Here is a 20828-nt window from a genome sequence, read left to right as displayed (position 1 = left end):
ATTCTGGGGCGGTTATGTCAGATGCCGTCGCCGCCCCGATAGAGCCCCACCCCGTGGTGGCCCAGCTCGCCGCGCTCCACCATTTCCGGGTCTATGTCGACATCGCGGTCGTCGTGGTCGTCCTCGCGCTGTCGAACCTGCTCGCGCATTTCACGACCCCGTGGGCCAACGTCGTCGTCGTGCCTGCCGCAGCGGTCGGCCTGGTGCTGGTGGTCCGCTCCCGCGGACTGGGCTGGAGCGAACTCGGGCTGGGCCGTGAGCACTGGAAGTCCGGTGCCGGATACGCGCTCGGCGCAGTCGGCCTGGTCGGCGCGGTCATCGCGATCGGCGCGCTGCTGCCCTGGACGAGGCCGCTGTTCCTGAACAACAACTACGCGACACTCTCGGGTGCGCTGATCGCGTCGATGATCATCATTCCGCTGCAGACCGTGATCCCCGAGGAACTGGCCTTCCGGGGCGTGCTGCACGGCGCGCTCGACCGGGCCTGGGGGTGGCGCGGCGTCGCCGCGGCCGGGTCCCTGCTGTTCGGGTTGTGGCACATCGCCACCTCGATGGGCCTGACGGCGAGCAACGTGGGTTTCACCCGGATCCTCGGCGGCGGCGTCTTCGGCATGGTCGTCGGCGTGGTCGGCGCGGTCGTGGCCACCGCCGCGGCGGGCTTCGTGTTCTCCTGGCTGCGGCGCCGCAGCGGCAGCCTGATCGCACCGATCGCGCTGCACTGGTCGCTCAACGGGCTGGGCGCGCTCGCGGCCGCGCTGGTGTGGCACCTGTCCTGACGACTACCCGACCAGCAGCACCGCCGCGCCGGCGATCCGCCCGGCGCTGAGATCGCCGAGTGCCTCGTCGGCCCGGTCGAGCGGGTACTGCGGGTTCGACACCTCGAGCCGGTGTTCGGCGGCGAAGTCCAGGAACTCCTGGGCGTCGGTGCGGGTGTTCGACGTCACCGAGCGCATCTGCCGTTCCTGGAAGAGGTGGCGCTGGTAGTTCAGCACCGGGATGTCGGTGAGGTGGATCCCGGCGATCGACAACGTGCCGCCGCGGTCCAGCGCGGCCATCGCCGGCAGCACCAGCTCGCCGACCGGGGCGAACAGGATCGCCGAGTCCAGCGGAACCGGCGGCGGGTCGGCGGCGCCTTGCACCGAGGCCGCGCCGAGGGCCAGCGCCAGATCCCTGGCCCGCTGCCCCCGCGTCATCACATGCAGTTCAGCTCCGCGCGCGAGCGCCACCTGCGCGGTCAGGTGGGCGCTGCCACCGAACCCGTAGATGCCCAGCCGGCCGCCCGGCGGGAGATCGGCGCGCGCCAGCGCGCGGTAGCCGATGATGCCGGCGCACAGCAGCGGGGCCAGTTCGATGTCGGAGTAACCGCCGGGCAGCCGCAGTGCGAAGGCCTCCGGCACGGTCGTGAACTCGGCGTAGCCGCCGTCGGCGTCCCACCCGGTGTACCGGGACCGCGGGCACAGATTCTCGTGACCGCGCAGGCAGTAGCGGCATTCGCCGCACGTGTGGCGCAGCCAGGCGATGCCGACGAGGTCGCCGACGGAGAACCGCGTTCCCGCACCCTCCCCGATCCGAACGACCTCCCCGACCACCTCGTGGCCGGGGATCACCGACGGCCGGTGCACCGGCAGGTCGCCCTCGGTCACGTGCAGATCGGTGCGGCACACCCCGCAGGCCCGGACCGCGACCAGCAGCTCGCCGGGACCGGGCTCGGGTACCGGCACCACGGCCCGGACCAGCGGCCGGGCGGCCATCGGCCCGGGCTTTCGCACCTGCCAGGCGCGCATCCTGGGCGCGGTCATCGTTTCACGATGCCACGGACGGACGCGGTCAGACGCGCGACTTGGTGACCTTCCCGACGATCCACAGCAGGATCACCGCACCGAGGATGGCGGTGAACAGCGTGAACCACCAGCCGCCGCCTGCGGTGTCGACGAAGAAGCTCAGCAGGAAGCCGCCGATGAGGGCACCGACGATGCCGATCACGATGTTCATCAGCAGGCCCGAGCCGGACCCCTTGATGATCTTGCCGGCGATCCATCCCGCGAGCGCCCCGATGATGATGTAGCCGATCCAGCCCACGCTGGTCAGCGTGGTCGAACGGGCGAGAAACTCGGTAGCTGCCACGACGTCCATCAGGTACTCCTGTTCTGTCGCCGACCCGGAGCGAACGCGACCGGGTCAAGCCCAGGTATACCTACGCCGGGTAACGAAACGGCAGTGGAAACAGGCAGCGAACGGACACGATCAGGCGGGCGGCAGCATCCCGGGGGCCGTGTTCGGGTCGACCGGAACGGGCACACCGACCGCGGGACGCGGCGGCGGCGCGTTCGGATCCGCCGGTGGCAACGGCGCGTTCGGATCGGCCACCGGGGGCGGCGGAGGCGTGAAGGGACGAATCGAGTTCGCCAGCGTGATCGCCTCATTCTGCGGGATCGGGTTGGTCGCCGTGCCGAGCCACACCACGAACCAGCGCTCCGGAGTGCGCTGCCCGCGCGGCGTGCCCGGGGCGACCGGAGTACCGACGACGCCGGCCCAGATCTGGCCGTTGGGCTTGTTGGTGTCGGTGAACTTGACCTCGTAGGACGACGCGACGCCGGTCATGCCGTTGGCGTCCAGCGGCACGGTCTGCTGGTTGATCCGGGTGCCCGGGAACGGCATGAAGAACTCACCCATGTCCGAGGCCAGTCGCTGGGCGGCCTTGGTGTTGTCGCTCTCCGCGCCGGCGAACAGCTTCAGGTCGAGCCGGCCGAGCAGCACGCTGGTGTCGTTGGGCGGCTGCGCGTCGGCCGGGGCGCCCTCGGGCGGCAGCTTGGTCAGCAGCGCCTGCCCGTACGACAACTGGGTCGAATCGGAGACCTCCCAGCCGGCCGGCACCACGTAGCTGAAGCCGCCGGCGGCGTTGTCGACGCGGCCGGGTTCCGGCGCGGGCGCCTGCGGGGCGTTCGGGTCAACCGGAGCGTTCGGGTCGGCAGGTGCCGGTGCTGCGTTCGGATCGGCGGGCGCGGGTGCCGGGGGGTTGGGATCGGCAGGCGCGGGCGGCGCCGGCGGAACCGGCGCGTTCGGGTCGACCGGCGCGGGCGGGACCGGGGCGTTGGGATCGGCGGGCGCCTGCGGCGCCTCGGCTACCGGGGCCGGCGACGGGGCGGGCGGCGCCGGCTGGGCGTACGCCACTCCGGGCAGGGCAAGGGCTGCGGCCAACGCGGCCGCGGTGGCGCCGGTCAGTGCCGAGCGTCGCAACGACGTCGGCAACCCATTACGGCGCTGAAGATGCACGTCCGGCTGATCCATGGGGAAGAAACTACCGTGTTGCGCGCGTGACGCAAGTGCGACCTGCGCAGAATGTACCGAATTGTTATATTGCTGTATCGGCATAACGCCAGTTCCCGGCGTTTCAATAGTTAGCTGACACGCAACACCACCCGCGCGTGGCGCGGGTGGTGTCGGGGGCCCGGAGTGATCGGGCGCTGCTCTCACATTGTTCATCGTCGGCAGTGAGTGATGCGTTACCCCGCGGCGCGCCGCATTTTCCCATCTAGCTACTGTCCAGTAACATTGGCGGCGCTCGCTGGGGTTCAGCGTCGAACACAACAGGAGGCCTGCCCGATGGACGTGCTGATCACAGGATGCGACACAGATCTGGGACGCACGATCGCGGAGAACTTCAGCGAAGCCGGCCACACCGTGCTCATCGGCGGTCGCCGCCGTGAGGAGCTCGAGGTTCTGGCCAAGGAGCTCGACGTCGACGCGCTCGTCTTCGACAACACCGATCCGGCTTCGGTCGCCGAGCTGCACGGCCGCGTCCCCGCTCACCTCGACACGATCATCAATGTGCCGGCGCCGACCTGGACGGCGGGCGACCCCCGCACCTACACCCTCGACGACCACGCCACGGAGTGGCGCGGCCTGTTCGACGCCGGCGTCGTCGCCCCGATGCTGACCGTGCAGGTGCTCGGCGACCACATGCGGTCCGGCGGCTCCATCGTCACCGTCATCCCCGACTTCCCCCGCGAAGGCAGTGCTGCGTCAGCGGTCAAGGCGGCCGTGTCGGACTGGACCGCCGGCCTGGCCAACCACTTCGGCATCCGCGGCATCACGGTCAACGCGGTGGCCGTGGGCCGTGGCGTGGAGCCCGGATACGACGGCCTGAGCGCCACCCCCCCGTCGGTCGCGTCCGAGATCTCCCGGCTCTCGCTGTTCCTGACCACCGGATCGGCCCGCCACATCACCGGCCAGACACTGCACGTCACCCACGGCGCGCTCGCCAACTTCGGCTGAGCCCGAGGGAACCGGGTTCGACGGCCGTTTATTCCGCGCTTCGCGGCGAGCGAAACGGCCGCCGCCCGGGCAGGCGGAATCGTAGTGTCAGGCTGATGACCATCCGACTTGGCTTGCAGATCAACAACTTCTCGTACGGCACCGGCGTGCCCGAGTTGTTCCCCACCGTCATCGCCCAGGCTCAAGAGGCCGACTCATCGGGCTTCGATTCGGTGTTCCTGATGGACCACTTCTACCAACTGCCCGGCAACGGCACCCCTGACCAACCGATGCTGGAGGCCTACACGGCGCTGGGCGCGCTGGCCACGGTGACCGAGAACGTGCAGTTGGGCACACTGGTCACCGGCAACACCTACCGCAATCCGACCCTGTTGGCCAAGAACATCACCACCCTGGACGTGATCAGCCAGGGCCGGGCCGTGCTGGGTATCGGTACCGGCTGGTTCGAGCTCGAACACGACCAGCTCGGCTTCGAGTTCGGCACGTTCACCGAGCGGTTCGACAAGCTCGGCGAGTCGCTGCAGATCATCGTCCCGATGCTCGCGGGCGAGCGCCCGACGTTCACCGGGCGCTACTACCGCACCGAGGAGGCGATGGCCAATCCCCGCTTCCGCGATCACATTCCGCTGATGATCGGCGGCAGCGGCGAGAAGAAGACGATCCCGCTCGCGGCGCGGCATTTCGACCACCTCAACGTGATCGCCGGCTTCGACGAGCTCGCCAGGAAGGTCGAGGTCGTCCGCCAACGGTGCGAGGAGATCGACCGCGATCCGGCCACGCTGGAAACCAGCATGCTGGTCGGGGCGGTCGTCGGCGAAGGCGTCTCCGCCGACATGATCCCCGAGGATTTCCGGCAGCGGATGGTGGCCGGCACCCCCGACCAGGTGGCCGAACAGATCAAGGCCAAGGTCCTCGACGCGGGCATCGACGGCGTGATCGTGTTCCTGCCCACCGGGATGGTCGGTTACCAACCGGGGCAGATCTCCGCGCTGGGTGAGGCGTTGAAGCCGCTGGTCAGCGCTTGACGGGCCGCGGTGGGCCATCTCACCGCGTCGTGCGGAAGGGCAACGACTAAGGTTCTGGTTGTTCGGAACGGGTAGACGAGGAAGGTCTCAGGACCCGACCAGGGGCCCGCAACAAGGACCGGTAAGGAATTTGGAATGAGCCATCCCGGAGCCACTCCGACCGATCGGCACAAGGTCGTGATCATCGGATCGGGTTTCGGCGGGTTGACCGCGGCCAAGACGCTCAAGCGCGCCGATGTCGACATCAAGCTGGTCGCCCGCACCACCCATCATCTGTTCCAGCCGCTGCTCTACCAGGTCGCGACCGGCATCATCTCCGAAGGCGAGATCGCGCCCGCGACCCGGGTGATCCTGCGCAATCAGAAGAACGCGCAGGTGCTGCTCGGCGACGTGACGAAGATCGACCTGAAGACCAAGACGATCCGGTCCGAACTGCTCGGCCACACCTACGTCACGCCGTTCGACAGCCTGATCGTCGCCGCGGGTGCCGGCCAGTCGTATTTCGGCAACGACCACTTCGCGGAGTGGGCCCCGGGCATGAAGTCGATCGACGACGCACTGGAGTTGCGCGGCCGGATCCTCGGTTCGTTCGAGCAGGCGGAGCGCTCCAGCGACCCCGCCCGCCGGGAGAAGCTGCTGACCTTCGTGGTCGTCGGCGCAGGTCCGACGGGCGTCGAGATGGCCGGTCAGATCGCCGAGTTGGCCGACCACACGCTCAAAGGTGCGTTCCGGCACATCGATTCGACGAAGGCGCGGGTGATCCTGCTCGACGCCGCGCCTGCCGTACTGCCGCCGATGGGTGAGAAGCTGGGCAAGAAGGCGCAGGCCAGGCTGGAGAAGCTGGGCGTCGAGATCCAGCTCAACGCGATGGTCACCGACGTCGACCGCAACGGCATCACCGTCAAGGATCCCGACGGCACGATCCGCCGGATCGAGGCGGCGTGCAAGGTGTGGTCGGCCGGGGTGTCGGCCAGCCCGCTCGGCCGTGACCTGGCCGAACAGTCCGGCGTCGAGCTCGACCGCGCCGGACGGGTCAAGGTGCTGCCCGACCTGTCGATCCCGGGGCATCCGAACGTGTTCGTCGTCGGCGACATGGCCGCCGTCGAAGGTGTGCCCGGGATGGCCCAGGGGGCGATCCAGGGCGGCAAGTACGCCGCCAAGGCGATCGCGGCGGGCCTCAAGGGCGCCGACCCCGCCGAGCGTGAACCGTTCAACTACTTCGACAAGGGCTCGATGGCCACGGTGTCGCGGTTCAGCGCGGTCGCCAAGATCGGTCCGCTGGAGTTCGAGGGTTTCATCGCCTGGCTGTCCTGGCTGGTGCTGCACCTGGTCTATTTGGTCGGCTTCAAGACCAAGATCGTCACGCTGCTGTCGTGGACTGTGACGTTCCTGTCGACCAAGCGGGGTCAGCTGACCATCACCGAACAGCAGGCCTACGCGCGGACGCGGATCGAGGAACTCGAGGAGATCGCCGCCGCCGCGCAGGACACCGAGAGGGCCGCGAGCTAGAGCCTCTCCCCCTGCCAGGTGGTCAGGCATCCGCCTGCGGCCAGCCGCAGTGCGACCCCGGCGGTGTCGACATCGGTACGGGGATAGTGCAGTTCGCTGACCGCGGCCCGCGGAGCCGCGATCTCGTCGTCGGCCGACGACTCGTGGCCCAGCTCCACCCGGTGTCTGAGCAGCGGGGCGCCGTCGAGGTCGGCGTGCAGCGATCCTGACCAGAAGCCTTGCCGCTCACCGGTTCTGCCGATCTGTACCCGCTCGCGCAGCCGCAGCTCCCCGGCGCCGGCCAGCGTCATGCGGGTCCAGGTCAGGTGCCGGGAGGTGGCCGCCACGATGGTCGGCTCCGGGTCCAGGTCCAGCGCGCCCGCGACCTCGAGCTCCCAGGTCGCGTGTGACTCGGTGGTCGTCGCACCCGGGAGCGCGATGGTGGCTGCCACGGTGCGGACCTTCAGCCGGGCGCCCTGCTCGACGACCACGCGGATCGAGATCGCGTCGCCGCCCAGCGGGGTGGCCACCGACGACACCAGGTGCACCGTGTCGGGTGCGGTGCGCCGTGCCGCGATCCCGCCACTGCACTCGAGGTGGGGTCCGCGTCCGGGCCGCGCGACGATCACCACGTCCGAGCGCATCTACACCTCCTGGGCGACCCGGAGCTGTTCGCGCACCCAGCCCAGGACCGGCGTCGCCGCCGGGTCGTCGGCCAACGAGATCAGCTCGAAGGGCCGGCCGCTGCGCACCGCGGCCGCGTCCCGGCGCATCACGTCGAGGTCGGCGCCGACCATCGGCGCGAGATCGGTCTTGTTGATGACCAACAGATCCGAGAAGGTGACACCGGGACCGCCTTTGCGCGGCACCTTGTCGCCGCCGGCGACGTCGATGACGAAGATCTGGACGTCGACCAGGCCGGAGGAGAACGTCGCGGTCAGGTTGTCGCCGCCGGACTCGACCAGGATCAGGTCCAGGCCCTGACCGGGACCCGAGTGCGCGGCCACGAGATCGTCGATGGCGTCCAGGTTGGCGGTGATGTCGTCACGGATCGCGGTGTGCGGGCAGCCCCCGGTCTGCACCGCGGCGATGCGGTCGTCGGGCAGCACGGCGTTGCGCCGCAGGAAGTCCGCATCCTCGGTGGTGTAGATGTCGTTGGTCAGTACCGCCAGCGACAACTCGTCCCGCAGCCGGCGGCACAGTGCGGCCACCAGCGCGGTCTTTCCGGAGCCGACAGGGCCGCCGACACCGATGCGCAACGGCTCCCCCGGTCGGCGCACCCGGCGGGGGCGGTCGGTGTGCTGGTGCGGCTGGCCGTCCAGGAAATGCGGTGGCATGGCAGACCTTTTCTAGGAGGCGAACAGTGGGCGTTCGCGGTCGAGGTGGCGCTCGGCGAGCACGTCGAGCAGCGGATCGGACAGATCGGCGAGATCCTTGGCGGCCTCGGCGGCGGTCTCCTCGCACAGCGGCGACAGCGCGAACGTGAGCGCCGCGACGTCGCCGGGATCGAGGGCGAGCAGGCGCTGCGCGGCGGTGGCCGAGCCGGTCATCGTCGTGTACACCAACGACAGCGCGGTGTGTTCGGGGAGTAGGCCGCCGACCCGGCCGGCCACCCCGGCGGCCACCGCGAGGTGCGGCGTGGGTCCCAGCGCGTCCCAGTCCTGGCCGGGCCAAACCCGGCGGGCGAGCCGGACCAGGCCGCGGCCCTGCGCGCGCGAGGCCGCACGGGCCGCGGGAGACGGTGTGCGCGCATCGGTTTCGGCGTCACCGGCCTGACCGGCCGCCGCGCACAGCGTTCCGCCGTGCACCGCCGCTGCCAGCGACGCGGTGACCAGCCCGCTGGTGCGGATCCGGCGCGCCAGATACGCCTGCAGCGTGACCAGGTCGACCACCAGCCCGCTGGTCACCCCCTCCTCCACGCCGCCGGAGTGCACGTGGCCGCCGGTGGGAAGCCGGGAGTCCGACAGGGTGAGCAGCGTGGCGAGGTTGGTCATCAGAACAGGAAGTAGCGCTGGGCCATCGGTAGTTCGGTCGCGGGCTGTTCCTGCCAGACCTCGCCGTCGATGCGCACCGTGAAGGTGTCCGGATCCACCTCGATGTCGGGAGTCGCGTCGTTGCGGGGCATCTGCGCCTTGCCGACGCCGCGGACGTTGCCGACCGGGACCAGCCTGCGGTTCACCGCGATCCGGTCGGCCAGACCGTCCTCGATCGCCTGCGGTGCCACGAAGTGCACCGACGTCGCCGCGGCCGCCGCGGGCGCGGCGCCGAACATCGGGCGCGGCAGCACCGGCTGTGGTGTCGGGATCGACGCGTTCGCGTCCCCCATCGCCGCCCACGCGATCATCCCGCCCTTGACCACGGCGTGCGGGCGCACACCGAAGAACGCCGGCTCCCACAGCACCAGGTCGGCGAGCTTGCCGACCTCGACCGAACCGATCTCGCTGTCCATCCCGTGGGCGACGGCCGGGCAGATCGTGTACTTGGCGACGTAGCGCTGCGCGCGGGCGTTGTCGGCGCCGTTGTCCCCCGGCAGGAATCCGCGGCGGCGCTTCATCACGTGCGCGGTCTGCCAGGTGCGCATCACCACCTCGCCGATGCGGCCCATCGCCTGCGAGTCGCTGCCGATCATCGAGATCGCGCCGATGTCGTGCAGCAGGTCCTCGGCGGCGATGGTCGACGGCCGGATCCGGCTCTCCGCGAACGCCAGGTCCTCGGGCACCCCGGGGTTCAGGTGGTGGCACACCATCAGCATGTCGAGATGCTCGTCGAGGGTGTTCACCGTGTGGGGCCGCGTCGGGTTGGTCGAACTGGGCAGCACGTTGGGGTGGCCTGCGACGGTGATGATGTCGGGTGCGTGCCCGCCGCCTGCGCCCTCGGTGTGATAGGCGTGGATCGACCGGCCCTTGATCGCGGCGAGGGTGTCCTCGACGAACCCGGCCTCGTTGAGCGTGTCGGTGTGGATGTTGGCCTGTACCCCGGCGGCGTCGCACACCGTCAGGCAGGCGTCGATCGCCGCCGGCGTGGTCCCCCAGTCCTCGTGCAGCTTGAAACCCGCTGCGCCACCGCGCAACTGCTCCCACATGGCTTCGGCGCTGACCGTGTTGCCCTTGCCGAGCAGCGCGACGTTGACCGGCCAGGTGTCCAGCGCCTCCAGCATGCGGGCCAGGTGCCAGGCGCCGGGGGTCACAGTGGTGGCCTTGCTGCCCTCGGCCGGCCCGGTGCCGCCGGCGACGATGGTGGTGATGCCGCCGCCGAGCGCCTCCTCCATGATCTGCGGGCAGATCAGGTGCACATGGCAGTCAATGGCCCCCGCGGTGACGATGCGGCCGTTGCCGGCGATGATCTCGGTCGACGGCCCGACCACCAGGTCCGGGTGCACGCCCGACATGATGTCGGGATTGCCCGCCTTGCCGATCGCGGTGATCCTGCCGTCACGAATCCCGATGTCGGCCTTGATGATCCCCCAGTGATCGAGAATCACCGCGCCGGTGATGACGGTGTCGGGGGCGCCCTCGGCGCGGGTGGCCCGCGACTGGCCCATCGATTCGCGCAGCACCTTGCCGCCGCCGAACACCGCTTCGTCGCCGGCGCGGCCCGGCCCGCCGCTGCGGTCCTCGGTGATCTCGATGAAAAGGTCGGTGTCGGCCAGCCGGATCCGATCGCCGGTGGTCGGTCCGTACAGCGCCGCGTAGTGCGACCGGGAGATCTGCGTCATTTCTCGTCCAATCGTCCCGGCGGATCCAGGCTCAGGCCGTGCACTTCCCGCCTACCACCCAGCGGGACCAGCCGGACATGTTGCGCGACACCGGGTTCGAACCGGATCGCGGTGCCGGCGGGGATGTCGAACCGGTACCCGCGCGCGGCGGCCCGGTCGAAGTCCAGCGCGCTGTTGGCCTGCGGCACATGGACGTGGCTGCCGACCTGCACCGGCCGGTCCCCGGTGTTGACGATGTCCAGCTCGAGCCGCGGACCGTGCCCGTTGATCTCGATGTCGCCGTCGCCGAAGACGATCTCGCCTGGAATCATGTGCCGCACCTGTCTCACGGGATCGGGTGGTGGACGGTGACGAGTTTGGTGCCGTCCGGGAACGTCGCCTCCACCTGGACGTCGGCGAGCATCTCCGGAATGCCGTCCATCACGTCGTCGCGACCGAGAACCTCACGGCCGCTGACCATCAGCTCGGCCACGGTGCGGCCGTCGCGGGCGCCTTCGAGGATGTGATCGGTGATCACCGCGACCGCCTCGGGGTGATTGAGCCTCAGTCCCCGCGCCCGGCGGCGGCGGGCGAGCTCGGCGGCATACGACAGCAGCAGCCGTTCCTGTTCATGCGGCGTCAAACGCATAGTGGGCGATCCTGCCACGACCCCCGTGCGGCCGCGCGAGGAGCCGCCCCGTCAGTCCTGGGCGATGTTCTGCAGGCGCACCTGCCCGCGCGCCACCACACGGTCGGTGTCGTCGGTGATGGTGATCAGCCACAACTGCTGGCGGCGGCCGCGATGGATCGGCGTCGACGTCGCCGTGACGGTCCCGGATCCGATGGCCCGCAGGAAATCGGTGTTGTTGTTGACGCCGACGACCGTGCCGCCTCCGTGCTGGGAGAGCCAGATATGCCCGGAAACGCTGGCCATGCTCTCGATCACCGCGCAGTACACCCCGCCGTGCACGATTCCCCATGGCTGCAGCAGCTTTTCGGTGATCTCCAACCGGGCCTGCCCGCCGTCGGGGGTCATCTCCAGATACTCCAGGCCGAGAACTCGGTCGAAGCCTTCGCCGAGGCCCTCCGGTACTTCTGTCGTCACGCGTTTTGTCTACACGCGCGCGGAGCGCGCGGCTGCGCCGGGGTGCGGTCTCCCGACGAGCGGAAGGGCCCCGCGCCGATGGCGCGGGACCCTTCCTTCGGTCGGACCGGGGGTCTCTGCAGCCCTCAGGACTCCGGCTCGGTCCAGTGGTTCCGATGGGACAAGAATAGGCAAGGCTTGCCTAATTAAGCAAGAGCTTTCCGGCATTCGCCCGGGATGTCCCGCGCACCGGCAGCCCGAATCCGACCAGCGCGTCGAGCACCGCCTGGCTGCGGCGCATGCTGTCCACCTCGCTCGTGCCGGCCAGCAACGGCGTCTGGGTGGCCGCGCTGACCACGGTGGCGCCCACGATGTGCCACATCGCCGCCACTGTGATCGCGCCGCCGCTGACGGCGGCGAGCCTGGCGAAGACCGGTCCGAGTGCGCAATGGCTGCGATGGGCGATCCAGGTGGTCAGTGCCGCCTCGCTGGGGAGAGCGACGATGCCGTCGTGCGCGGATCGGAAGCCGCGGCGCGACGCGAAGAACGGGTCCTCCGGCAATGCGCGCAGGGTGGGATCGACCACCCCGACCCAGTCGATGGCGCCCTCGGAGTCGACATGCGCCCACAGGTTCTCCAAGCCGGTGTCCCAGGCCCGCCCCTCGACGGCCAGCAGCGGTATCACCCGGCCGACGACGACGTGGGCGAACGTGGCTGCCAGCTGCTGGGCCACCGCGGCCGGGCTCTCGGTCTCGGCCACGCCGGCCTCGAACATCGCGGTCAGACGGTCCGTGGTCAGGAGGTCGGTCAGTGGCCACCACCGGCGCCGCGACAGATCGCCCATCACCGCGACGCCGTAGACGCGCGGACATTCGCGGTAGAGCTCCCGGAGCCGGCGGCTCGATTCATGTATCGGCAGCGTGCGGCTGATCGCCATGCTCGCGATCAGGGGATCCTCGACGAGAACCGTCATGACACCTCCGTTCCCTGGTTAGGTTAGCCTTACTATAGTCATGGCTCCGGAGGCGGCCAGTCCCTGTGACTCGACTCACAAGCCAGGTGGGGAGTCCCCGGCGCAGGTGCTGACGTTGGCATCGCAGGGCGCCGGGCGGCGGCGCCGGCGGGCAACGTAATTTGATACGACACGCGGTAGTAAGCACGTAGTACGCTTTGACCTACTGCCGGTAGGAGATGAACGGACGATGGCAAAGCTGACGAGGCTCGGGGAACTCGAGCGTTCTGTCATGGACCACCTGTGGTCCACCGGCGAGCCGCAAACCGTGCGCCAGGTGCATGAGGCCCTGGCCGCTCACCGCGACCTCGCCTACACGACGATCATGACCGTGCTGCAGCGGCTGGCGAAGAAGAACCTGGTGGTGCAGCACCGCGACGACCGCGCGCACCGATATGCGCCGACCCACGGCCGGGATGAACTGGTCGCGGGGCTGATGGTCGATGCACTGGACCAGGCCGCCGACTCCGGCAGCCGGGAAGCCGCACTCGTGCATTTCGTGGAGCGGGTCGGTGCCGACGAGGCAGCCGCGCTGCGCCGCGCGCTCACCGAGCTGGAGGACAAGCACCGCAACGGGGCACCGGCTGGCGATACAGGCACCAGCTGAGAGACACTGACAGCGTGTCCGCGCTGGCCTTCTCGATCGTCGCCTTGCTCCTGTCGGGGCCGGTGCCGGCGATGCTGGCCCGGGCAAGCTGGCCGCTGCGGGCACCCCGCGCCGCGATCGTGCTGTGGCAGGCGATCGCGTCCGCCGCCGTCCTGTCCGCGTTCTCGGCCGGAATAGCCATCGCGAGCAGGCTTTTCGTACCCGGTCCGGACGGCCGCCCGACGGCCACCATCGTCAGTGAGATCGCCGTACTGGGCTGGCCGCTGTGGACGGCCTACGTCATCGTGTTCGTCCTGACGCTGGTGATCGGCGCCCGGCTGATCGCGTCGGTCCTGCAGGTCGCCATCGCGACGCGCCGACGCCGGGCCCACCACCGCATGGTCGTCGACCTGGTCGGCGCCCACGACTCCCGGGACCGGGCCGACCGCGGACTGCGCATCCTCGACGTCGCCGAGCCGCTGGCCTACTGCCTGCCCGGGGTCCGCAGCCGCGTCGTGGTCAGCGAAGGCGCCCTCAAAGCCCTGTCGGACAGTGAAGTCGCTGCGATCCTGGAGCACGAACACGCCCACCTACGCGCCCGGCATGATCTCGTACTGGAGATGTTCACCGCCGTGCACGCGGCGTTCCCCCGCTGGGTGCGCAGTGCGCACGCGCTCAACGCGGTCAAGTTGCTGATCGAACTCCTGGCCGACGACGCCGCGGTGCGCCGCGAAGGCCCGACCCCGCTGGCCCGTGCGCTGGTCGCGTGCGCGTCCGCCCGCGCGCCCCGCGGTGCGCTGGCCGCAGGCGGCCCGACGACGGTGGTGCGGGTGCGCCGCCTCGGCGGGGAGCCCAACAGCAGGATCCTGGCCGCGGGCGCGTACGTCGCGGCGGCCGCGGTGCTGATCGTGCCGACCATCGCTCTCGCGGTGCCGTGGCTGACCGAGCTCCAGAGGCTGTTCTCGGCCTAGTGGCGCGCACCGTAGATTTGCGGTGCCGCATTCACCGAACGAAAGGGTTCCGTCCATGAGCTCGTCGCAGTCCACCACGGGTACAGCGCAGATCGGTGTCACCGGCCTCGCCGTCATGGGGTCGAACATCGCCCGCAACTTCGCCCGACACGGCTACACGGTGGCACTGCACAACCGCTCCATCGCCAAGACCGACGCGCTGCTGGCCGAGCACGGATCCGACGGCAAGTTCGTCCGTTCCGAGACCATCGCCGAGTTCCTCGACGCGCTGGAGAAGCCGCGCCGAGTGCTGATCATGGTGAAGGCAGGCGAGGCCACCGACGCGGTGATCAACGAGCTCGCCGACGCGATGGAAGAGGGCGACATCATCATCGACGGCGGCAACGCGCTCTACACCGACACCATCCGCCGGGAGAAGGCGATCCGCGAGCGCGGGCTGCACTTCGTCGGCGCGGGCATCTCCGGTGGTGAGGAGGGCGCGCTGAACGGGCCGTCGATCATGCCGGGCGGCCCCAAGGAGTCCTACGAATCCCTCGGCCCGCTGCTCGAGGAGATCTCCGCGCACGTCGACGGGGTGCCGTGCTGCACGCACATCGGCCCCGACGGCGCCGGCCACTTCGTCAAGATGGTGCACAACGGCATCGAGTACTCGGACATGCAGCTCATCGGTGAGGCCTACCAGTTGCTGCGCGACGGGCTCGGCAAGTCCGCACCCGAGATCGCCGACGTCTTCGACGAGTGGAACAAGGGCGACCTGGACAGCTTCCTGGTCGAGATCACCGCGCAGGTGCTGCGCCAGATCGACGCCAAGACCGGCAAGCCGTTGGTGGATGTGATCCTCGACGAGGCCGAGCAGAAGGGCACCGGCCGCTGGACGGTCAAGTCCGCCCTGGACCTCGGTGTGCCGGTCACCGGCATCGCCGAGGCGGTGTTCGCGCGGGCGCTGTCGGGCTCGGTGACCCAGCGCAAGGCGACCACCGGCCTGGCCTCCGGTCATCTGGGTCAAAAGCCCGCCGACGCAGCGCAATTCATCGAGGATGTGCGCCAGGCGCTGTACGCGTCGAAGATCATCGCCTACGCGCAGGGCTTCAACCAGATCCAGGCCGGCAGCATCGAGTACGACTGGAACATCACCCCCGGCGACCTGGCCACCATCTGGCGCGGCGGCTGCATCATCCGCGCCAAGTTCCTCAACCGGATCAAGGACGCCTTCGACACCGATCCCGACCTGCCGACCCTGCTCGTGGCGCCGTACTTCCGCGACGCCATCGAGGCCGCGATCGACAGCTGGCGCCGCGTGGTGGTCACGGCCACCGAACTGGGCATCCCGATCCCGGGCTTCTCCTCGGCGCTGTCCTACTACGACGGGCTGCGCACCGAACGGCTGCCCGCCGCGCTGACCCAGGGACTGCGCGACTTGTTCGGCGCGCACACCTACGGCCGCATCGACACCGACCCACAGCGCCGGTTCCACACGCTGTGGAGCGGCGACCGCAGCGAGGTCGAGGCCTGATTTTTTTCCGGCGAACAGACACAAACTCGCACGATTTACGTGTTCTGAATGCGATTTTGTGTCTGCTCGCGGGAGAAGCCCGGCCACTAGACTCGGGGTCGTGGAGTTTCTCGAGGGTCACCACCCGCCGTACGACCTGACCTACAACGACGTGTTCGTCGTGCCCGGCCGCTCCGAGGTGCAGTCGCGCTTCGACGTGGACCTGTCCACGGTCGACGGGTCGGGCACGACGATCCCGGTGGTGGTCGCGAACATGACCGCGGTGGCCGGGCGGCGGATGGCCGAGACGGTGGCGCGCCGCGGCGGGATCGTGGTGCTGCCGCAGGATCTGCCCGCGTCGGCGGTGCAGCACACCGTGGACTTCGTCAAGACCCGCGACACCGTGGTCGACACCCCGGTGGTCCTGTCGCCGGACGACTCGGTGTCCGACGCGGTCGCGCTGATCCACAAGAGAGCCCACGGCGCGGCGGTGGTGGTCGCCGCGGACGCGAGGAGCGGTTCAGGTGGGGTGAACCGGCCGATCGGGCTGGTCACCGAGGCGTCGTGCATGGGCGTGGACCGGTTCACCCGGGTGCGTGACGTGGCCGTCCCCGATTTCGTCACCGCGCCGGTGGGCACCGACCCGCGCAAGGTGTTCGACCTGCTCGAGCACGCGCCGGTGGACGTGGCGGTGATGACCGAGGCCGACGGTTCGCTGGCCGGCGTGCTGACCCGCACCGGCGCCATCCGGACCGGGATCTACCGCCCCGCCGTCGACGCCCGCGGACGCCTGCGTATCGCCGCGGCCGTCGGGATCAACGGCGACGTCGGCGCCAAGGCACGCGAACTCGCCGAGGCGGGCGTGGACCTGCTGGTGATCGACACCGCACACGGCCACCAGCAGAAGATGCTGGACGCGATCGAGGTGGTGGCGTCGCTGGACCTGGGTCTGCCGCTGGCCGCGGGCAACGTCGTGTCGGCAGGCGGCACCCGCGACCTGATCAACGCCGGAGCCTCGATCGTCAAGGTCGGCGTCGGGCCCGGCGCGATGTGCACGACCAGGATGATGACCGGTGTCGGCCGGCCCCAGTTCTCCGCCGTGGTCGAATGTGCCGCGGCAGCAAGGGAACTCGGCGGCCACGTATGGGCCGACGGTGGGGTGCGGCATCCGCGCGACGTGGCACTGGCGATCGCTGCGGGGGCGTCCAACGTGATGATCGGGTCGTGGTTCGCCGGCACCTACGAGTCGCCGGGCGACCTGATGCGCGATCGGGACAACCGGCCCTACAAGGAGAGCTACGGCATGGCGTCCAAGCGTGCCGTCGCGGCGCGCACGGCCGGCGACGGGGCCTTCGACCGCGCCCGCAAAGCGCTGTTCGAGGAGGGGATCTCGTCGTCGCGAATGAGCCTGGACCCCGCACGCGGCGGGGTGGAGGACCTGATCGACCACATCACCTCGGGCGTGCGCAGCACCTGCACCTACGTCGGCGCCACCACACTGCCCGAACTGCACGAGAAGGTCGTGCTCGGCGTGCAGTCAGCGGCAGGGTTCGCCGAGGGCCATCCGCTGCCCACCGGTTGGTGACGGGTACGCCAGCACGTCGCCGGCGACCTCGACAGTGACCGGGTCCCCGTCCTCCAGTGCGGTCGGCACCGGGCTGCGCATCTGCAACCGGGTGCCGTCGGCGAGTTCGACGTGCACCACGGTGTCCGCGCCGTAGAAGCGGCGTGCGGTCACCCGGGCCGGGGTGCCGGATGCCCCGGTGCCGAACCGCAGCTGTTCGGGGCGCAGCACCACCACCGCGGGACCGTCGGCGACCCCGTCGCAGGTGCGTAGCCGGCCCAGGCAGGTCTGCGCGAGCCCGCCGTGCACCGTCGCGGCGATCTCCACCGTGCTGCCCAGAAAACGGGCGCTGGCCAGAGATCCGGGCCGGTCGTAGAGGTCGGCGGGCGCGCCGTGGCGGGCCACCACCCCGGCCATCAGCAGCGCCACCGAATCGGCCAGGGAGAGCGCCTCGGCCTGGTCGTGGGTGACCAGCAGCGCCGTGGTCGCCGTGTCGCGCAGGATCGTGGCGATGTCCTCGCGCACGCGTACCCGCAGCCCGGCATCCAGCGCGGCGAACGGTTCGTCGAGCAGCAGCACCCGCGGCCGGGCCGCCAGCGCCCGGGCCAGCGCAACGCGCTGCTGCTGTCCCCCGGAGATCTCGTGCGGGCGGGCGTCGGCCAACCCGGCCAGCCCGACCACCTCCAGCCAGTGCGCGACCTGAGTCGCCGCATGCTCCCGGCCTTCCCGGCCCAAGCCGAACGCCACGTTCTCCCCCACACTCAGGTGCGGGAACAGCGCGCCCTCCTGCGGCATCAGCCCGACCCGGCGGCGGTGCACGGGCACGGTCGGGCCCTGACCGGCGACGGTCTGTCCGGCGATGCTCACCGTTCCGGCGTTGGGGTCCTCGAAGCCGGCCAGGATGCGCAGCAGGGTGGTCTTGCCGCAGCCGGACGGCCCGAGGACCGCGGTGATGGTGCCGGGCGCCAGCTCGAGGTCCACGCCGGAGAGCACCGCCCGGTCGCCGAACGCCTTGTGGATGCCGCGGGCGCTGACCGCCGCCGCGTCAGTCACTGCGCACCGCGCCGTCCCCGGTGCCCCACATCCCCAGCAGCGCGGTCGGGACCGCGGCGAACAGCAGCAGCGCGGCGGCGTACGGCGCGGCCGAGGCGTAGTCGCTGACCGAGCTGTAGCCCCACAGCCGGGTGGCCAGCGTGTCGGTGCCGGTCGGGTGCAGCAGCAGGGTCACGGGCAGCTCTTTCATACAGGTCAACAGAACCAGCGCGGCGCCTGCCGCGATGCCGGGGAGCGCGACGCGGGCGGTGACCGTGCCGAACGCCCGGACCGGGCCGCGGCCCAGCGATCGGGCGACCTCCTCCAACCGAATCGGGGCCGCCTCCACCGCCGCGCGGATCGAACCGATGGCCATGGGCACGAACAGCACCGTATAGGCCAGGATCAGCAGCGGCTCCCGCTGGTAGATCGGCCGTAGCAGCAGCACACCCAGCGACACCATCGAGATCGCGATGACGATCGACGGAAGCCCGTGCGCGACATAACTGGCGCCTTCCAGTACGCGGGTGGCCCGGTCCCGGTGCCGGGCCGCGAGCACCCCCAACGGCAGCGCCGCCGCGGTGGACACCAGCGCCGCGGCCGCCGACAACCACACCGTCGAGCCCAGCGCGGCGGACCACTGGGCCACGTCCCACCGCGCGCCCGCGGTGACCAGCCACTGCGCCAGCTCCACGCCCGGGATCACCAGCGCGGCGCCGAGCACCGCGGCGGGCACCACCAGCGCGACCGGAGTCCACCGGCCGAGCCGGTTCAACGGTGCGGGCCGGGCCGCCCCTCCTCCCACCCGGGAGGCCGCGGCCAGGCCGCGGGCCCGGTGCTCGGCGATCACCAGCGCCACCGCGAACACCATCAGCACCAGCGACAGCACCGCGGCCCGGGACGGGTTGAACCCGGACCGGTAGGCGCCGTAGATCACCCAGGTGAACGCCTCGAACCGCATCGCAGCGACCGCGCCGAAGTCGCTGAGCACGTACAGCGCGACCAACAGCGCGCCTGCCGCGATCGCCGCGCGGGCCTGGCGCAACGTGACCCGGAACAACACCGCCACACCGCCCAGCCCGAGCGACCGGGCCACCTCCTCCTGCGCAGGGTCGACCCGGCCCAGCGCGGCCATCGTCGTCAGCAACACGAGCGGATAGCTGACCAGCGTGAGCACCAGCGCGGCGCCCCAGAAGCCGCTGACCGTGGGCAGGGCCGACACCCACAGGTAGGCCAGCAGATAGCTCGGCATCGCCAGCGGCAGCGTCAACGCGACCGCGAGCGCACGCCGGCCGCGCAGGTCGGTCCGGGTGACGAGCACGGCCAGCCCGACCCCCAGCACGACGCAGGCGGCGGTGACGACGCCGACCAGCAGCAGGGACCGCCCGATCAGCGCGGCGGTGCGCGGCTGGAACAGTTCGTCGATGACGAACGCCCAGCCGCGCTCCAGTCCGCGTTCGGCCAGATAGACCAGCGGCACCAGCGTGCAGGCCGCGACCAGTGCCGCGGGCAGCAGCAGCAGCGCCGGCGGGCGACTGCGGGCCGGCCGGGCGAGTACCGCCACCGGGATCAGTTCGTCAACAGGCCGGTGTCGACCAGCATCTCCTGCGTCACCTCGATGTCGTCGAGCTGCGACAGGTCGACGGCAGGCGGCTGCAGGTCGGCCAGCGGCGGCATCTCCGCAGACGGCTGCACCGCCGCGATGAGCGGATACTCCGAGGTCTCCTCGGCGAAGTACTTCTGCGCGGACTCACCGACCAGGTACGCGGCGAACCGCTGCGCGCCTTCGGGATTCGGGGCGGCCTTCAGCACGCCAACCCCGGCGACGTTGACCAGCCCGCCGGGATCGCCGGGGGCCATGAACTTGTTCTCGGCCACCACCGCGTCCGCACCCTTGGACTGGATCAGCTCGTAGAGGTAGTAGTGGTTGACCAGGCCGAGCGGGACCTGACCGGAATCCACCGCGTCACGGACGGCGACGTTGTTCTCGAACGCCTGCGGCTCCTGAGCCTTGAACGCCCGCAGCCACTGCTCGGCGCCGTCGTCGCCGCGCACCACCCGCAGGCCGGTGACGAACGCCTGCCAGGACGCGTTGCTCGGCGCGTAGCCGATCTTGCCCTTCCACTCCGGCGCGAGCAGGCCGTCGATGGTGTCCGGCGGGGTCGGCGCGAGCGTGGGGTTGTACACGATCACCCGGGCGCGCCCGGACACGCCGACCCAGGTGCCGTCCGCGGCGGAGTACTGCGCGGGCACCGCCGCCAGGGTGTCGGCGTTGATCGGGGCGAGCAGGCCGGCCTTGGACACCGCGCCCAGCGCGCCGGCGTCCTGGGACAGGAACACGTCGGCCGCGACTTGTCGCCTTCGGTGATCAGCTGGGCGGCCAGCTCGCCCGCGCCCGCGTACCGGGTCTCCACCTCGACACCGGTGTCGGCGGTGAACTGTTCGATCAGCGGGGCGATCAGTGCCTCGCTGCGGCCGGAGTACACGACGATCTTGTTCTCGCTGTCGGTCTGGGTCTCCGAGCCGCACGCGCTGAACGCGAGCATCGCCGCGACCGCTCCCAGTGCCCCGGCTACCCGGCTGAACGAAGTCGACATTAGGCTTG

21 protein-coding genes and 1 pseudogene are annotated in these 20828 nt (G+C 70.4%); 8 read left to right on the top strand and 14 right to left on the bottom strand.

Annotation, left to right across the window (positions count from 1 at the left end; translation table 11 throughout):
* The first annotated feature begins 14 nt into the window (after positions 1-14).
* Complete coding sequence (locus C6A87_RS14575; protein ID WP_311112932.1) at positions 15-776, top strand: CPBP family intramembrane glutamic endopeptidase; 762 nt, start codon at positions 15-17, stop codon at positions 774-776.
* Positions 777-779: 3 nt separating this feature from the next.
* Here the strand turns inward: C6A87_RS14575 and C6A87_RS14570 are convergent, their stop codons facing one another.
* The 3 genes from C6A87_RS14570 to C6A87_RS14560 all read right to left on the bottom strand — a co-directional run bounded on the left by C6A87_RS14570 (position 780) and on the right by C6A87_RS14560 (position 3288).
* Entirely contained in the window at positions 780-1799 is a 1020-nt protein-coding gene (locus C6A87_RS14570; RefSeq protein ID WP_311112931.1) for a zinc-binding alcohol dehydrogenase family protein, read from the bottom strand.
* Positions 1800-1827: 28 nt separating this feature from the next.
* The gene (locus C6A87_RS14565) at positions 1828-2133 is read right to left on the bottom strand and encodes a GlsB/YeaQ/YmgE family stress response membrane protein (protein ID WP_311112930.1); all 306 of its coding nucleotides are present in this window, start codon (positions 2131-2133) and stop codon (positions 1828-1830) included.
* A gap of 111 nt (positions 2134-2244) precedes the next feature.
* Positions 2245-3288, bottom strand: coding sequence for an APA family fibronectin-binding glycoprotein (locus C6A87_RS14560; protein ID WP_311112929.1), 1044 nt, complete (start codon positions 3286-3288; stop codon positions 2245-2247).
* Positions 3289-3603: 315 nt separating this feature from the next.
* Here C6A87_RS14560 and C6A87_RS14555 point away from each other — a divergent pair, with 315 nt between their 5' ends.
* The 3 genes from C6A87_RS14555 (at position 3604) to C6A87_RS14545 (ending at position 6809) form a co-directional block, all read left to right on the top strand.
* Positions 3604-4275 (top strand): SDR family oxidoreductase, encoded by a 672-nt coding sequence (locus C6A87_RS14555; protein WP_311112928.1) that lies wholly within the window; start codon positions 3604-3606, stop codon positions 4273-4275.
* A gap of 95 nt (positions 4276-4370) precedes the next feature.
* Positions 4371-5300 (top strand): LLM class F420-dependent oxidoreductase, encoded by a 930-nt coding sequence (locus C6A87_RS14550; protein WP_311112927.1) that lies wholly within the window; start codon positions 4371-4373, stop codon positions 5298-5300.
* A gap of 135 nt (positions 5301-5435) precedes the next feature.
* Positions 5436-6809 (top strand): NAD(P)/FAD-dependent oxidoreductase, encoded by a 1374-nt coding sequence (locus C6A87_RS14545; protein WP_311112926.1) that lies wholly within the window; start codon positions 5436-5438, stop codon positions 6807-6809.
* On the opposite strand, the gene C6A87_RS14540 is transcribed toward C6A87_RS14545, so the two are convergent.
* The 8 genes from C6A87_RS14540 to C6A87_RS14505 all read right to left on the bottom strand — a co-directional run bounded on the left by C6A87_RS14540 (position 6806) and on the right by C6A87_RS14505 (position 12539).
* Positions 6806-7432 carry an urease accessory protein UreD gene (locus C6A87_RS14540; RefSeq protein WP_311112925.1) on the bottom strand — a complete coding sequence of 209 codons (627 nt, stop codon included), beginning with the start codon at positions 7430-7432 and terminating at the stop codon, positions 6806-6808. The genes C6A87_RS14545 and C6A87_RS14540 overlap by 4 nt on opposite strands.
* The gene (gene ureG, locus C6A87_RS14535) at positions 7433-8125 is read right to left on the bottom strand and encodes an urease accessory protein UreG (RefSeq protein ID WP_311112924.1); all 693 of its coding nucleotides are present in this window, start codon (positions 8123-8125) and stop codon (positions 7433-7435) included.
* 12 nt (positions 8126-8137) lie between these two features.
* Positions 8138-8782, bottom strand: coding sequence for an urease accessory UreF family protein (locus C6A87_RS14530; protein ID WP_311112923.1), 645 nt, complete (start codon positions 8780-8782; stop codon positions 8138-8140).
* On the bottom strand, positions 8782-10503 hold the full coding sequence (locus C6A87_RS14525; protein WP_311112922.1) for an urease subunit alpha: 1722 nt from the start codon (positions 10501-10503) through the stop codon (positions 8782-8784). The genes C6A87_RS14530 and C6A87_RS14525 overlap by 1 nt, the downstream gene beginning before the upstream one ends.
* Positions 10500-10814: an urease subunit beta gene (locus C6A87_RS14520; protein WP_311112921.1), complete on the bottom strand. Its 315-nt coding sequence runs from the start codon at positions 10812-10814 to the stop codon at positions 10500-10502. The genes C6A87_RS14525 and C6A87_RS14520 overlap by 4 nt, the downstream gene beginning before the upstream one ends.
* Before the next feature lie 14 nt (positions 10815-10828).
* Positions 10829-11131: an urease subunit gamma gene (locus C6A87_RS14515; RefSeq protein ID WP_311112920.1), complete on the bottom strand. Its 303-nt coding sequence runs from the start codon at positions 11129-11131 to the stop codon at positions 10829-10831.
* 51 nt (positions 11132-11182) lie between these two features.
* Positions 11183-11587 (bottom strand): PaaI family thioesterase, encoded by a 405-nt coding sequence (locus C6A87_RS14510; protein WP_311112919.1) that lies wholly within the window; start codon positions 11585-11587, stop codon positions 11183-11185.
* Between the two features lie 181 nt (positions 11588-11768).
* The gene (locus C6A87_RS14505; protein WP_311112918.1) at positions 11769-12539 is read right to left on the bottom strand and encodes an iron reductase; all 771 of its coding nucleotides are present in this window, start codon (positions 12537-12539) and stop codon (positions 11769-11771) included.
* Positions 12540-12768: 229 nt separating this feature from the next.
* On the opposite strand from C6A87_RS14505, the gene C6A87_RS14500 reads away from it, so the two are divergent.
* From C6A87_RS14500 to C6A87_RS14485, 4 genes are all read left to right on the top strand, one after another.
* Positions 12769-13185, top strand: coding sequence for a BlaI/MecI/CopY family transcriptional regulator (locus C6A87_RS14500; protein ID WP_311112917.1), 417 nt, complete (start codon positions 12769-12771; stop codon positions 13183-13185).
* Between the two features lie 14 nt (positions 13186-13199).
* Positions 13200-14135, top strand: a complete 936-nt coding sequence (locus C6A87_RS14495; RefSeq protein ID WP_311112916.1) for a M56 family metallopeptidase — start codon at positions 13200-13202, stop codon at positions 14133-14135.
* 55 nt (positions 14136-14190) lie between these two features.
* Positions 14191-15648 carry an NADP-dependent phosphogluconate dehydrogenase gene (gene gndA, locus C6A87_RS14490; RefSeq protein ID WP_311112915.1) on the top strand — a complete coding sequence of 486 codons (1458 nt, stop codon included), beginning with the start codon at positions 14191-14193 and terminating at the stop codon, positions 15646-15648.
* A gap of 100 nt (positions 15649-15748) precedes the next feature.
* A complete protein-coding gene (locus C6A87_RS14485) occupies positions 15749-17212 on the top strand; it encodes a GuaB1 family IMP dehydrogenase-related protein (protein WP_311112914.1) in 1464 nt (487 codons plus the stop codon).
* Here the strand turns inward: C6A87_RS14485 and C6A87_RS14480 are convergent.
* From C6A87_RS14480 to C6A87_RS14470, 3 genes and pseudogenes are all read right to left on the bottom strand, one after another.
* Entirely contained in the window at positions 17165-18244 is a 1080-nt protein-coding gene (locus C6A87_RS14480; protein WP_311112913.1) for an ABC transporter ATP-binding protein, read from the bottom strand. The two genes, C6A87_RS14485 and C6A87_RS14480, sit on opposite strands and share 48 nt — an antisense overlap.
* Positions 18237-19787 carry an iron ABC transporter permease gene (locus C6A87_RS14475; protein ID WP_311112912.1) on the bottom strand — a complete coding sequence of 517 codons (1551 nt, stop codon included), beginning with the start codon at positions 19785-19787 and terminating at the stop codon, positions 18237-18239. Before C6A87_RS14475 ends, C6A87_RS14480 begins: the two co-directional genes overlap by 8 nt.
* A gap of 5 nt (positions 19788-19792) precedes the next feature.
* Positions 19793-20820, bottom strand: a pseudogene (locus tag C6A87_RS14470) (iron ABC transporter substrate-binding protein).
* Positions 20821-20828 lie beyond the last annotated feature (8 nt).

This window comes from Mycobacterium sp. ITM-2016-00317 (genome assembly GCF_002968295.1).
GTDB lineage: Bacteria > Actinomycetota > Actinomycetes > Mycobacteriales > Mycobacteriaceae > Mycobacterium.
The sequence above is the reverse complement of the archived record's forward strand: the minus strand, read 5'-3'. Positions and strand labels throughout refer to the sequence as shown.

Bases quoted from the DNA above. Each gene is read 5' to 3' on its own strand.
- C6A87_RS14515 (WP_311112920.1), bottom strand. From the start codon at position 11,131: ATGCGTTTGACGCCGCATGAACAGGAACGGCTGCTGCTGTCGTATGCC.
- C6A87_RS14575 (WP_311112932.1), top strand. From the start codon at position 15: ATGTCAGATGCCGTCGCCGCCCCGATAGAGCCCCACCCCGTGGTGGCC.
- C6A87_RS14530 (WP_311112923.1), bottom strand. From the start codon at position 8,782: ATGACCAACCTCGCCACGCTGCTCACCCTGTCGGACTCCCGGCTTCCC.
- C6A87_RS14555 (WP_311112928.1), top strand. From the start codon at position 3,604: ATGGACGTGCTGATCACAGGATGCGACACAGATCTGGGACGCACGATC.
- C6A87_RS14520 (WP_311112921.1), bottom strand. From the start codon at position 10,814: ATGATTCCAGGCGAGATCGTCTTCGGCGACGGCGACATCGAGATCAAC.
- ureG (WP_311112924.1), bottom strand. From the start codon at position 8,125: ATGCCACCGCATTTCCTGGACGGCCAGCCGCACCAGCACACCGACCGC.
- gndA (WP_311112915.1), top strand. From the start codon at position 14,191: ATGAGCTCGTCGCAGTCCACCACGGGTACAGCGCAGATCGGTGTCACC.
- C6A87_RS14560 (WP_311112929.1), bottom strand. From the start codon at position 3,288: ATGGATCAGCCGGACGTGCATCTTCAGCGCCGTAATGGGTTGCCGACG.
- C6A87_RS14550 (WP_311112927.1), top strand. From the start codon at position 4,371: ATGACCATCCGACTTGGCTTGCAGATCAACAACTTCTCGTACGGCACC.
- C6A87_RS14570 (WP_311112931.1), bottom strand. From the start codon at position 1,799: ATGACCGCGCCCAGGATGCGCGCCTGGCAGGTGCGAAAGCCCGGGCCG.
- C6A87_RS14545 (WP_311112926.1), top strand. From the start codon at position 5,436: ATGAGCCATCCCGGAGCCACTCCGACCGATCGGCACAAGGTCGTGATC.
- C6A87_RS14525 (WP_311112922.1), bottom strand. From the start codon at position 10,503: ATGACGCAGATCTCCCGGTCGCACTACGCGGCGCTGTACGGACCGACC.
- C6A87_RS14500 (WP_311112917.1), top strand. From the start codon at position 12,769: ATGGCAAAGCTGACGAGGCTCGGGGAACTCGAGCGTTCTGTCATGGAC.
- C6A87_RS14540 (WP_311112925.1), bottom strand. From the start codon at position 7,432: ATGCGCTCGGACGTGGTGATCGTCGCGCGGCCCGGACGCGGACCCCAC.
- C6A87_RS14565 (WP_311112930.1), bottom strand. From the start codon at position 2,133: ATGGACGTCGTGGCAGCTACCGAGTTTCTCGCCCGTTCGACCACGCTG.
- C6A87_RS14505 (WP_311112918.1), bottom strand. From the start codon at position 12,539: ATGACGGTTCTCGTCGAGGATCCCCTGATCGCGAGCATGGCGATCAGC.